We start from the raw sequence: 12,882 nt of genomic DNA, 5'->3' as shown, positions 1-12,882 counted from the left end.
CAAAAATCGGCAGTTCGAGCTATTTATTAAGGAATAGATGGAAATAAACGCCACTGTATGGATTATTCAAGGATGAAAAAAATACAGCTTCTTATCCTGTCGCTCATCATGGCGCCCCAGGTGTTTGCTGATTCTTTAATGGTTTTACCCTGTGATAGAGCAATCTGTACCGATTATTTAAAAGTGGATAGCTGTCGTCTTGAACGGTGCACTTTTCATTTACATGGGCTGAAACCTGTCGATAAATATTTTCTCATTGGCGAAGCCCTATTACCCACCCAAAAATATGAAGGGCGAGAATGGCTAAAAAGTGCTGCAGCCCTTGGCTCAGTGGAAGCCATGTTCTTGTTAGCCCAAGACGATGAACAATCTGGCAATATGAGCTCTGCCTGGTATTGGTATGAGCAAGCCGCCCATAATGGGCATATGTTGGCGCAAGCACGCCTGGGTGATCGCTATTTTTATGGTCAGGGAACATCAGTCAATATTCCTGACGCCATCCATTGGTATAGCGAAGCCGGCAATCAAGGTTACCTACCCGCACAAGTCCGATTAGGCGATATTTACTTTGATGGTATCTATTGCGAACAAAATTTCACCCAAGCAGCCTATTGGTATCACCTGGGAGCGCTTCAAGGTGATGCGCATTCTGCTTATCAATATGGTGCGATGCTCGCTGCTGGCAATGGCGTTGCTCACGATGAAAAAGAAGCGATTAAATGGCTCACGGTTGCGGCAGATCAAGATGTCCTTGAAGCGCAATCCTTACTCGGACGGATCTATTACCAACAACGCCAGTTTGCACAAGCTTTATGCTGGCTAAAAAAAGCGGCGACTAAAGGTGATGTGGCAGCTGTCACAACATTAGGTCGTATGTATCGTTATGGTCACGGTGTAGTACAAGATTTTCGCCAATCCGCGGTTTATTATCGCCGCGCAGCAGAATCAGGCCATACCCAAGCACAAGCGATACTTGGCCTTTATTACAATCAAGGACTCGGTCTTCCTAAAAATTATGCCTTAGCAGCAAGATGGTATGAGCAAGCAGCGATGAAAGGCAATGCACTCGCGCAATTTAATCTTTCTACCCTTTATTTTAATGGTAAAGGGGTCGAATGTGATTACATTCATGCTTATGCTTGGGCCAGTATTGCTGCCGATAATGACTTACATAGCGCCATTGAAGCAAGGCGTTTACTGAGCAATCAAATGACCGGCGCCCAAATCCAACGTGCACAATTACTGGCTAGCCAGTTAGTCAGGTAAAGAATAGGATTGATCTTCTTTTTATATCCGCTTAACATGAAGCCTGCATTGACCTTCGGGCAGTGACAATAAATTTTAACCGCGTTAGTCACAGTAGATGGCTACGAAGACTATAAGGACTTGATCGTATGCGACAGGTACCCTTCACACATTACTTAGTCATCGGCGATGGCCGAATGGCACGTCATTTCTGTCACTATTTATCGTTGCTTAATCTTCCTTTTCACACCTGGAATCGCCGTCAACACGATGAATTTTCATTGCAGCAAGCTTTGCTAAGGGCTAGCCATGTCGTGGTACTCATCAAAGATTCGGCCATAGAAAGTTTTGTAGCGCGTTGGCAACGTCCCGAAAGACTTCAAATATGGGTGCATTTTTCAGGTCAAAAAATCATCCCAGAAGTCTTTGGTTGTCATCCTTTAATGACATTTGCCCATCAATTATACGATTTAGCAACCTATCAATCGGTTCCCTTTATACTGACCGATCATTCGGTGTTATTCAGTGATTTATTGCCTCATTTACCTAATCAAGCACAGGTGATCTCTGCTGATTTAAAAACGTTTTATCATGCTTTGTGTGTCATCAGTGGTAATTTTACTTGTTTAGTTTGGCAAAAGTTTTTTCATGAACTGACTGAAACTTTTCAGATCCCTCATACTATTGCTATCCCCTATTTTAAACAGATCATGCAGAACATCCTGACTGATCCTACAAATTGTTTAACGGGGCCGTTGGTAAGAGGTGACAAGCCAACCATTGACGCACACCTTCAAGCCCTACAAAACGATGATTTTTCACCTATTTACCAAGCAGTACTTCACTATTTTAAGGAAAGAGAAACAGCATGAATATTACAGATTTTAGAAAAATGAAAGCATCTAGCCAGAAAATTAGCATGATCGTTTGTTATGATCATTGGTCAGCACAAATTGTCAATCAAAGCAAAGTCGATTGCATTCTAGTTGGCGATAGTGCTGCGATGGTGATTCATGGTCACAATACGACTTTGCCTGCAACAGTGGATATGATGATTCAACATATTCAAGCGGTGGCTAAAGGCGCTCCGCAAAAATTTATTGTTGGTGATATGCCGTTTTGCTCTTACCGCAAAGGACTCACCGATACCATGGAAACCGTGGATAAAATGATGAAAGCCGGTAGCCATGCCATTAAATTAGAAGGAGCCGATGACAATGCCTCTATTATTACCCATATTGTCAAATCAGGGATCCCAGTCATGGGGCATATTGGTCTTACGCCACAATCTGTTCATTCCTTGGGTGGTTTTAAAGTACAAGGCAGACAACAAGACGCTGCTGATAGAATTCTAGAGCAAGCCCTCACGTTACAAGATGCCGGGTGTTTTTCATTGGTCTTAGAATGCATCCCTTATGAGCTTGCTAAAAGAATTTCTGCTGAACTGACTATCCCAACGATTGGCATTGGCGCAGGTCCCTATACCGATGGCCAAGTCTTAGTGTTACAAGATATGTTAGGGCTACAAACACACAAACCTAAGTTTTTAAAAACTTTTATGGAAGGATTTTCGCTCATTAAAACTACGTTAGATCAATACGATAATGAAGTAAAAAGCAGCACTTTTCCAACGATTAATGAACATAGTTACGAGCATTCCGTATGACCGAACTCATTCATTCTATCGAAAAATGGCAAGCTCTACGTCATACATTCCACCCTCATGACTCGGTTGGCTTTGTGCCAACCATGGGGAATCTTCATCAAGGCCATGCCAGTTTACTCTCCTTAGCAAAAGTGCAAAATAACATTAGCGTACTGAGTATTTTTGTTAATCCAACCCAATTTAACGATCCCCAAGATTTGCAAAAATATCCACGTACCCTAGAAGATGACTTGAAGATGGCAACCGCATTAGGTATCGATTATGTGATTTGCCCCCATGCCGATGAACTTTATCCTGATGATTATCACTATCAAGTCCATGAAACCACGATAAGTCATCTATTAGAAGGAGTCAGTCGTCCCGGTCATTTTACCGGCATGTTGACAGTTGTTTTGAAATTACTGTTACTGGTTAAAGCAACACGAGCCTATTTTGGTGAAAAAGATTACCAGCAGCTTCAGTTAGTAAAGGGAATGGTGAAAGCCTTTTTTATTGAAACTGAAATTATTGCATGCCCAACCATTCGTGAAACCACTGCCCTTGCAATGAGTTCTCGCAACCGTCGTTTAAATGAGGCAGAACGAACACTGGCTGATTGCTTTGCGAAAGGAATGTTGCAATGCCAATCCACCGATTCGCTGAAAGACTTCCTTCAACAACATAACATCCCGTTTGATTATGTCGAAATCTGGCAGAACCGTTTATTAGCGGCGGTACAAATTGGTAATATACGCTTAATTGATAACGTTGAAATTAGTTAGATGTTTTACAAATCAACTATGAACGTTCATTTTTGAGACAAGTTTTAATGAAAAAGGTGTCGAAAAAGCACAGCATAAAAGGTATGTGAGCATTTTGAGATGCGTTTTTCATTTATGTGGCCAAAAAGGGACGTTCTGTTAGGAGGCTTAATGCTTTTATGCTTAGATATTGGTAACTCTCATATCTACGGCGGAATTTTCCAAGGGGAACAGCTTTCCTTTCAATTTCGCTATCCAAGTACGAATCGCTGCACCTCGGATGAATTAGGTTTATTTTTAAAAACGTATTTACGTGAAATGCAAATCCCAATCGAACAAATAGCTGCCGTGGCTTACTGCTCTGTCGTTCCTTCTTTAGACTATTCCGTGCGCTCAGCGTTTGTTAAATATTTTTCAAAAGAGCCTTTTGTTTTGCAAGCGGGCGTTAAAACAGGGTTGCAAATTAAGTATAAAAATCCAACGGAAGTTGGCGCAGACCGAATTGCCAATGCTATTGCTGCCCATCACCTATTCCCGCAAAAAAATATCATTATCGTGGATTTGGGCACAGCGACCAATTTTGAAGTGATTTCAGCCAATGGGAGTTTTCTCGGCGGGGCGATTATGCCTGGGTTGCAAATGCAAATGCGCGCACTCAATGAGCATACCGCTAATTTACCACCGGTACGGATTGTCAAAACCACAACGGCTTTAGGACAAACCACAACCGCTAATATCCAAGCAGGACTCTATTATGGTCATCGTGGCGCTATACGGGAAATCTTAGCGGCTATCAGCCTCGAGATGTTTCCAGATTCACCGCCAATTGTGGTTGGCACCGGCGGTTTCTCGCAACTTTTTGAGAACGATCAACTCTTCGATGCCATTTTTTCCGATCTGGTTTTACAAGGGCTGCGTATCGCTTATTTGAAAAACCACTAACCTTTGCGACCTCTGCTCTTGCGTGAGGGATGCGTGTTTGCAATAAACACCGGTTGCTCATCATCTTCTTCCACTACAATGGGCTCATTTGCAGGATTCGATGTCGTGCCAGTGGCAACGATCGTTGGGGGCAGCGCTGTTGTCGATGTGGCAACAGTAGCTACCATCGGTAGCGCTGCTGTCGATAGGGAAATAGCTGCAGTTGGTATTGGCTCTACTGGCACTTTGCTCCTGACATAAGCTTTAAACCCAGCAAGCGTAAACGCATCTCCTGTTGCTTCCTTATCATAATCTCTAAATAAGTCTCGTTGTTTGATGAAATCATCTGGTGCCGCTTTTGTTACGACTTTGCGAAATTTTGCAATCACATTACTGTCGGTGATGCGATGAACATGGCGAAGACTTGTGACTATCACACGCTCAACATTCATTTGTGCAACAGCAGCGTCTTGTTCAGCCGCTAACAGTGTTTGAAAAGCCCCTGCTTCTTGATAAAGCGATAGTAAATAGTCTCGCTGTTCTGTCGCTGCTTTGGCCGCCACTTTTCTGGTTAAACAACGTTTAACCGATTCCTGTTTCTCTGGTGCAACGGTTTCATCAATTTTATCATTCACCGCGGTTAACAATTCTGCTTGATTCAGCGTTAAACCAAAAGATTGCCACACAAGATACTGTTTATTTTCTTGGCAAAGTGCTTCGGTTTTTGCCGTTAACCAGGCTTGTTTATCTTGATTGCTAGTGATGCTTAATAAATGAGCATCAACAAACTGTTTTAGCTCTTCTAAACGTTCTGCATCAAGCAATGCTTCTGCTAAATCTAGCAATAATTGCTTAGCAACTTCCACTTCTCTTTCTTCAATCGCTCTGACAGCTAATGCTTCGCGGCAAGCTGCTAGATCTTGTTCAAAAAAACTTCTCAACTGCGTAATCGCCGTGATTTGATTGATAATGGAAGCAATTTCACGCGCACGCGCAAGTTCATTTTCAATTTTTTCTTTGAACCAATTTTGTTCTTCACCACTTAATTCAATTAAACGCAGAGAGATAGCTTGAGGATCAAGTCGTTTCAAGGTTTTAATGAGCGTATGCTGATCATTTTCAAAATTTTTAAAGGCATCATCCGTAGCAAAAATATGATTAAAGTGAGCAATTGCCTCTTCACTAATATTTAAGTTGTTTGCAATTATTCGCCAATTTCCTAAAATTTGCTGTATTTGTTCGGGGGTACGGGGATAACGGTGGACTGGGCCTTGACCTGACATAAGCTAAACAACTCACTAATTTTAATTAAAATAGGAAGTTAGATTAGCAACATTTTATATGGAAGGAAAGCTACACCCCCCTTCCGTTTATCTGATTTTAGTCTTCTCAGCTGCCCGTCTTCGCTAATACTGTGCCGGGAAAGGAAACTACGCCGGATCAGTCACTGAGAGACTGAGAGCTAGATGCGACTATATTTTTGCTCAATATAGTGTTCAACAATTTCGATGAATTCTTGAGCAATATTATCACCGCGCAGAATCTTATATTTTTGTCCATCAACAAAAACCGGTGCAGCGGGCGACTCCCCGGTACCAGGCAAGCTAATCCCAATATTGGCATGCTTACTTTCACCTGGGCCATTTACCACGCAGCCCATAACGGCTAGGTTCATGTTTTCAACACCACTATATTTTTCACGCCATACTTGCATGTTATCACGTATATGATGTTGAATTTTTTGCGCTAGTTCTTGGAAAACGCTACTGGTGGTGCGACCACAGCCTGGACATGCAGTTACCATGGGTGAAAAAGCTCGTAATTCCATACTTTGCAAAATTTCTTGGCATACTTGCACTTCTTTGGTGCGGTCGCCACCTGGCACCGGCGTTAAAGAAGCACGAATGGTGTCGCCTATCCCTTGTTGCAATAAAATCGAAAACGCAGCGGCGGTTGCAATAATCCCTTTACTATCCATCCCGGCTTCGGTTAAGCCTAAATGCAAAGCATAATCACTGCGGCGGGCTAATTCTAAATAAAGCGCAACCAGCTCTTGAACCTTGCTCACTTTGCAAGCAAGGATAATCTTATCTTTGGTCATTCCTAATTTTAAGGCTTGCTCAGCACTGGCTAAGGCTGAAATCACTAGCGCTTCACGAGTGATATCGGCAACGGGTTTAGGCTCAGCTAGTTTGGCATTTTCATCCATTAAACGCACAACCAAGTCTTGATCTAAACTGCCCCAATTCACACCAATGCGTACGGGTTTATTGTGCTTGAGTGCAACCTCAATCATGGTTGAAAAGTTGCTATCGTGTTTATCACCAAAGCCAACATTACCTGGGTTGATACGATATTTCGCAAGCAGTGCCGCACAATCTGGAAATTGGGTTAAGAGTTGATGGCCAATGTAATGAAAATCACCAATTAATAAAGGCTCATCCCAGCCCATTAATTGTAATTTCTTGTAGATTTCAGGAACCGCTTTGGCGGCTTCTTTATTGTTAACGGTGATCCGAACTAATTCAGAACCTGCGCGATAAAGTTCAAAACATTGTTTTGCGGTTGCATCGGCATCTGCGGTATCGGTGTTTGTCATCGATTGCACTACAATCGGCGCTCCACCCCCAATCACAACCTTACCAACCTTTACGGGCACCGTACGATGACGCTTTTGTAAAAGGGCCCCTGAAAATGCTGATTCAGTCATGAGATACCTCAGAGTTATTTGAATAAGTAAATTAAAAAAAACCACCTTATTCTAGCACTTTGATTCAAACATGACAGTAAAAATAAACCTAGGTGCTACCCCTTGAGGGTATAAATGTAAACTGGTTCGAGTATGTGTTATTAGACTTAAATCGGATTCTAGACCTACTATTTAGTTAATAGCTAAAGGGTGGCATATGAAGATAAGGAATATCCCATGCATTCTGCTGATCAACAAATGTTAGAAATCCTCAAAGTTTACGAACACCATATCACGCAATTTGATCGCCTCATGCACGTTATTGATACACTCAAATTAGAAAATAAGCGCTTACGGGAATGTTTGATGAACCAAGTGTGCGACAAACAACCCGCTAAACCGCGAGTTGTTTGCCGTCCCTTAGTGTAAAAAGGCGTGGTATTTAGGTTTTAATACGCTTACCCTGAGCTTTAGGTTCATCAGAAACCAAACCATCATTTGAAGCCGCAGCTTTTCTTTTTCCTTTTACTGGCAAATCAGACTTTCCTGCCGAAGCTGCGCGCATTCCTCTTAATTGGTGATACTGACTCGTTACTTCTCGTAGACGATCTTCTGTTTGATTAAGCGCTGTTTCATATTCTTGACGTTGTTGATCGCTTGCTGTGGTCAGCTCACCGAGTCGATCCTGTAATGTGTTTTTTTCTTGTTCATGTTGTCTTTTTAAATTATCGCCATGACGTTGCGCATTCGTTGCAATCACTTCTGCTAAGGGAAACAAAAGTGTCCCTCTTAAGATGAAAGAAGTTAGTACCCCGACAGTTGAGGCAATGGCAGTCGTCACTGCGCCAAGCGCAGCAATGGAAGTAAACCCTTCTAAAGTGCTAAAAAATGCGGGACCCCACTTTAACATACCAAAAAAAGCGGGCATCGTGACGGTACCGGTTAACATGAGGCCTGCACCCACCCCTGTACCTATTGCTAGTCCTAGTGGTAATCCCCACTTAACTAAACTGTACCACCAAGGAAACGTTTCTTTCTCTAAAAATCCAAACATACTACTACCACCTTAATTATTTTATCATTCCTTTACGACTGCACATTGCACTTAGTCTCTACTGATCACCAACTGAATGTAACAGCAGCCTGTAGTCTAATAAACCCTTTCTGACTTGTCGATAAACGATTCATCATCCAGTGTGTAATCTGAATTTAAACACAACCAAGTGGTACAAAATGATGAAAAATTTATATGCCTACAATAAATTTTTACAAGCGCTAGAGAAACGCTCTTCGGGTGGGCTGTTTTTTCATCGAATCAATGAACAAATCTACATTACCGATTTCACCCATAAGCTTCTTGGCATTTGGGATCTCATGGAGGGCACCGTTATTGATTGGCGGCCTCCTAAAGCCAGCAATACATCATGCCGACAATGACTATAGTCGAAACAGTTTTGCGGTTCAGCTAGCGATAGAGGCCTTCGTATATGTACGATAAGTGGAATTTTGGCGCAAAAACCAATCTGAAGGCACGCGCATTGCAATCCAAGGCAGTGGAGGAAAATGCCAGCAATGAGCAGCCTGAATCGACTGAACAACCTTATGAATATCAAAGTGAACCTGTTGACTTAATTGAACAATACTACAAAGAAATTCGTAAAGCCCCATTGCTGAGCAAAGAAGAAGAGATCCATTACACCAGACGCTTGCGTCAGGGTGATGAAGCGGCTCGTCAGCAAATGATCAAATCCAATTTAAGACTCGTGGTTAAAATTGCAAAGCGTTATATCAAGAGTGGGATCCCGATTCTCGATCTGATTGAAGAAGGAAATCTGGGTTTAATGCGTGCAGTTGAAAAATTCGATCCTGAAAAAGGGTTTCGTTTTTCAACCTATGGTGCTTGGTGGATTCAACAAACCATTGAACGCGCCATTATGAACCAATCAAGAACAGTGCGCGTCCCCATTCATGTTGTCAAAAAAGTGAACGCTTGTTTGCGCAAAGGGCGTGAATTAACCAAAACACTTGATCACGAAGCAACCCCCAGTGAAATTGCGATGGCAATGAAACGTGATCCCGAAGAAATTGAAAATATTCTTGCGCTCAATGAAAAAACGGTTTCAATTGATTCCCCTATTTCCGATATTTTTGATAAGCCTTTACTTGAAACCTTAACGGATCAGCAAGAACACGATCCACTCGATAATTTTGCGACACAAGATTTGCAGGAAAATGTTGAAAGATGGTTAGGCAATCTTTCTCCAAAATTACGTGAAGTGGTCATTAGACGTTATGGCTTGCAAGGTCATGATGCAACGACACTAGACCAAACCGGAATGGAAATTGGCTTAACACGTGAACGAGTACGCCAACTGCAAGCGGAAGCGCTCAAACAACTCAAACGTCTCATTGAAAAAGATGGTGAAAACGAACAAACGTTATTGAACTAACCATTTATTTTCACTGCCCTTTTTTCATTTCAAAACGCGACAAAAATTGCTACTATGGGTCACCTTCTTGTCCTTGCGGTCTCTCATAAAAACCATGATAAATTCAGACCTTCTGCTCATGTTAGTAGGCGCAATTCCAACGCTATTGCTCCTCATCTTGCTGCTGCAAATGGCACGTCTTGGCCCTAAAAACCAGACTTTTCAGGAGGCCCTTGAAACACAATTAACTAATCAATGTCAGCAAATTATCCAACGCATTTTAAAAGAGCAAGTTGAACAACAGCAGCGTATGAGTGAGTCGCTCATCAAATTTTCACAACAAAATAGCGAAGCGCAACAACTGAGTTTGCACCATTTACAAACAACACTGCGAGATAACTTTTCTGAGTTGGATAAGCAAATTCACAATGTGTTACAACGAACTACAAACCACCTTTCAGAGCAATTTGATAAACTCAATCAAGGTACATCACAACACTTGCTCAAAATTAGTGAAGCGGTCGAAATTAAATTGAGTAAAGGCTTTGAAAAAACCAATGAAACCTTTACTAATATCGTGCAACGTTTAGCTATCATTGACGATGCACAAAAGAAAATCACGGATTTATCGCAAAATGTCGTCGGCTTACAAACGCTGTTATCTGACAAACGTTCACGAGGCGCTTTTGGTGAAGTCCAACTGAACGTACTGATTAATAACGTTTTGCCTGCGCATTGTTATCGTTTACAACATACCTTATCTAACAATGCTCGCGTCGATTGTTTATTACTCTTACCTGAGCCTACTGGAAAAATTGCAGTTGATGCAAAATTCCCCTTAGAAAACTATCAGAAATATCTTGATCTGACGAATGATGAAACCGTTCGTTTAACTGCTAAACAACAATTTAAAATCGATATCAAAAAGCATATCCAAGATATTAGTCAAAAATATATCATCCCGGGTGAAACCAGCGATGGTGCAATCATGTTTATTCCTGCAGAAGCCATTTTTGCCGAGATCCATACACACCATGCCGATTTAGTCGAATATGCATGGCAAATGCGAGTTTGGTTAGCCTCCCCTTCGACCATGATGGCTATTTTAACGACTGCCAGTAGCGTATTGAAAGACTCTGCCACTCGTCAGCAGGTGCATGTTATTCAAGAACATTTGCGACTACTTGCTCAAGATTTCACGCGCTTCGATAAACGTATGAATCATTTATCACAACACTTACGCCAAGCGAATGAAGATGCAGAGCAGGTTCATATCTCTTCGCAAAAAATCACCAAGCGATTCCAGCAAATTGAAAAAGTGGAGCTTGAACCTCTGCTGGAAACCAATCAACCGCTTGTTTTAGAGGAAAAATAATGAAAAAGGGCCCAACGTCCACACTCAATAGCAACGGTCTGTTTGACGTTATTTTCACGGGTCTAAAGTTAAATGGCTTGAACATAGCTTCTTTAGGGTTATTGTCTCAAGTCTCAAATTTTTATCGCAAACGACTTGAGCAGCAGGAGCTTATTTGGAACGCTTTTTTGCCTGAAGATGAAAGGGGAACCCTTGCCTTAAACCCCAAAGATAAAGTCAAAATTCATACGGCGGTTGAAAATTTAGGTTACGAAATCCCTTGTGCTCAACCTACCAGTACACAAGAGTGGGAGCAAGTTAAAGCCCCTGCTCGCATTATCAAAACAATCCTTAGCGATCTCTATCCACGCGTGGGTCCTGACTTACTCGATTATGTTCGCACCTTGTGTGAGCCTTATTCTAAAGAAATTCATGATTTACAATGTTGGCTAGAGGCTCTGCAAGCACTTTATAACAGTGCGAATGATGAATCCTATCATTTTCACGGTTTATTCCTTAACAATCATAATTTTGCCAGACGCGCTCATCAGCTAGCTAAAGCGACATCCCTCAGCTTTAGCACCATGGCCTTAGAAGTCTGTAGCGAATGTCGATTTAGTTCATTAACCATGAGCTCAGTACAACTGGATGATTTTTTCAAACAGCTTGAAGCCTTTTTTAAAGGGCATAATTATCAACTCGGGATGCGAAAAGAACCGATTACCCACGAAGAAATCAAAACGTTCATCAAAAAAACGTTTTACCCTAAATCCCTGTTGTGGCGTTCAAAGACAATAACCCCTCCTCTCTCTCCAGAAGGGAGTAGTCCCCAAAGCGCACCAGCAACTGAAGAGAATAGTCTCTCTCCTTCTCCTTTTAATTAGGGTATTGAGATTTACGTAGTGTCGTTAGACTAAATCCAAGCATGGCGAGGATCAACCAAATAGCCCAAGGGGCCGGTAACTCCATGAAGGCAAGATAACCAATGGTGGCATTCAGCATAAATTGGCAAATATCAAAAGGCGCCAAAAAACTGACTTCTGCATGAACCAATGCATTGCTCACACAGTAAATAGCTAACGCCGTGAGTAAGCCGGCAAAAACTAACCATGGCCAATGCACCAGAGCCGGTGTTACCCAGTTGAGGGAAGCGGGGATCAAAGAGACTGGTACAATAAATAAGAATAAATAATGGGTTAAGGTTTTAGCCGATTCTCCCAAATTAGCCAGCTGTCTTGTTGCTAATTTGGCAACCGCAAAAGCGCTGGTCGCAACGCATAGAGAAAGTAAACCGAGGGTATTCGATTGATTGCTTAACAAAGCAGAGCCTGGTTTGACGATGAAACAAGCACCGCAAAGACTGAGTAGAATAATAATCGTTCTTAACCAACCAAAACGTTCTTTTAAAAACCATTTAGCGCCCAACACTCCAAGCAGTGGACCAATCACACTTAAGGCAACGGCTTGCGCTAAAGGCATGTATTGAATCGTAAAATACCAGGCCATAATGGCAACAGCCGAAGCGATCACGCGAAACAGATGCAATCCCAGATGTTGCGGAAAAAAAGAGGCCTTAGCCTGAGGCAACATCCAAGGGAGTAAAAACAGCAAAGCAATAAAGTCCTGCCAAAAAACGATGACCGGTACAGGTAAATGATCTTGCAACTGGGTATTGGCGCCACCGGTTAAATAACGCGCTATCGCATTCAAGCCTGCATAACAAGCAAAGCCTGCAACCTTCCAAGATGCGCCATACCACGAGCGATGTTGTATATTCATGCAGCTTTTCCTAGCGGTCATTGCCAATCGCTGGGGATTATACGAAGGCATTGTATGTA

Annotated in this window: 14 protein-coding genes; 10 read left to right on the top strand and 4 right to left on the bottom strand. The window is 42.2% G+C overall.

Annotated features, from left to right (window positions below):
* Positions 1-72: 72 nt before the first annotated feature.
* The 5 genes from HT99x_RS07295 to HT99x_RS07275 all read left to right on the top strand — a co-directional run bounded on the left by HT99x_RS07295 (position 73) and on the right by HT99x_RS07275 (position 4,593).
* Positions 73-1,266, top strand: a complete 1,194-nt coding sequence (locus HT99x_RS07295) for an SEL1-like repeat protein (RefSeq protein ID WP_075066285.1) — start codon at positions 73-75, stop codon at positions 1,264-1,266.
* A gap of 128 nt (positions 1,267-1,394) precedes the next feature.
* Positions 1,395-2,117 carry a DUF2520 domain-containing protein gene (locus tag HT99x_RS07290; RefSeq protein ID WP_075066286.1) on the top strand — a complete coding sequence of 241 codons (723 nt, stop codon included), beginning with the start codon at positions 1,395-1,397 and terminating at the stop codon, positions 2,115-2,117.
* Complete coding sequence (panB, locus tag HT99x_RS07285) at positions 2,114-2,911, top strand: 3-methyl-2-oxobutanoate hydroxymethyltransferase (RefSeq protein WP_075066287.1); 798 nt, start codon at positions 2,114-2,116, stop codon at positions 2,909-2,911. Before HT99x_RS07290 ends, panB begins: the two co-directional genes overlap by 4 nt.
* Positions 2,908-3,672, top strand: coding sequence for a pantoate--beta-alanine ligase (gene panC / locus HT99x_RS07280; RefSeq protein WP_075066288.1), 765 nt, complete (start codon positions 2,908-2,910; stop codon positions 3,670-3,672). The genes panB and panC overlap by 4 nt, the downstream gene beginning before the upstream one ends.
* Positions 3,673-3,822: 150 nt before the next feature.
* Positions 3,823-4,593 (top strand): type III pantothenate kinase, encoded by a 771-nt coding sequence (locus tag HT99x_RS07275; protein WP_075066289.1) that lies wholly within the window; start codon positions 3,823-3,825, stop codon positions 4,591-4,593.
* On the opposite strand, the gene HT99x_RS07270 is transcribed toward HT99x_RS07275, so the two are convergent.
* Positions 4,590-5,855, bottom strand: coding sequence for a hypothetical protein (locus tag HT99x_RS07270; protein WP_075066290.1), 1,266 nt, complete (start codon positions 5,853-5,855; stop codon positions 4,590-4,592). The two genes, HT99x_RS07275 and HT99x_RS07270, sit on opposite strands and share 4 nt — an antisense overlap.
* A 179-nt stretch (positions 5,856-6,034) precedes the next feature.
* The gene (ispG, locus tag HT99x_RS07265; RefSeq protein ID WP_075066291.1) at positions 6,035-7,282 is read right to left on the bottom strand and encodes a flavodoxin-dependent (E)-4-hydroxy-3-methylbut-2-enyl-diphosphate synthase; all 1,248 of its coding nucleotides are present in this window, start codon (positions 7,280-7,282) and stop codon (positions 6,035-6,037) included.
* 216 nt (positions 7,283-7,498) lie between these two features.
* Between ispG and HT99x_RS07260 the strand changes: the two genes are divergently transcribed.
* A complete protein-coding gene (locus tag HT99x_RS07260) occupies positions 7,499-7,690 on the top strand; it encodes a hypothetical protein (protein WP_075066292.1) in 192 nt (63 codons plus the stop codon).
* 13 nt (positions 7,691-7,703) lie between these two features.
* On the opposite strand, the gene HT99x_RS07255 is transcribed toward HT99x_RS07260, so the two are convergent.
* Complete coding sequence (locus HT99x_RS07255) at positions 7,704-8,315, bottom strand: hypothetical protein (RefSeq protein ID WP_075066293.1); 612 nt, start codon at positions 8,313-8,315, stop codon at positions 7,704-7,706.
* 179 nt (positions 8,316-8,494) lie between these two features.
* Between HT99x_RS07255 and HT99x_RS07250 the strand changes: the two genes are divergently transcribed.
* The 4 genes from HT99x_RS07250 to HT99x_RS07235 all read left to right on the top strand — a co-directional run bounded on the left by HT99x_RS07250 (position 8,495) and on the right by HT99x_RS07235 (position 11,928).
* Positions 8,495-8,698: a hypothetical protein gene (locus tag HT99x_RS07250; RefSeq protein ID WP_075066294.1), complete on the top strand. Its 204-nt coding sequence runs from the start codon at positions 8,495-8,497 to the stop codon at positions 8,696-8,698.
* A gap of 50 nt (positions 8,699-8,748) precedes the next feature.
* Entirely contained in the window at positions 8,749-9,711 is a 963-nt protein-coding gene (gene rpoS, locus HT99x_RS07245) for an RNA polymerase sigma factor RpoS (protein WP_075066295.1), read from the top strand.
* Between the two features lie 118 nt (positions 9,712-9,829).
* Positions 9,830-11,065, top strand: a complete 1,236-nt coding sequence (locus HT99x_RS07240; protein ID WP_075066441.1) for a DNA recombination protein RmuC — start codon at positions 9,830-9,832, stop codon at positions 11,063-11,065.
* The gene (locus tag HT99x_RS07235) at positions 11,065-11,928 is read left to right on the top strand and encodes a hypothetical protein (protein WP_075066296.1); all 864 of its coding nucleotides are present in this window, start codon (positions 11,065-11,067) and stop codon (positions 11,926-11,928) included. The genes HT99x_RS07240 and HT99x_RS07235 overlap by 1 nt, the downstream gene beginning before the upstream one ends.
* Here the strand turns inward: HT99x_RS07235 and HT99x_RS07230 are convergent.
* Entirely contained in the window at positions 11,921-12,823 is a 903-nt protein-coding gene (locus tag HT99x_RS07230) for an EamA family transporter (RefSeq protein ID WP_075066297.1), read from the bottom strand. The two genes, HT99x_RS07235 and HT99x_RS07230, sit on opposite strands and share 8 nt — an antisense overlap.
* Positions 12,824-12,882 lie beyond the last annotated feature (59 nt).

Source organism: Candidatus Berkiella aquae (assembly GCF_001431295.2).
In the GTDB taxonomy this organism is placed as follows: domain Bacteria; phylum Pseudomonadota; class Gammaproteobacteria; order Berkiellales; family Berkiellaceae; genus Berkiella; species Berkiella aquae.
The sequence above is the reverse complement of the archived record's forward strand: the minus strand, read 5'-3'. Positions and strand labels throughout refer to the sequence as shown.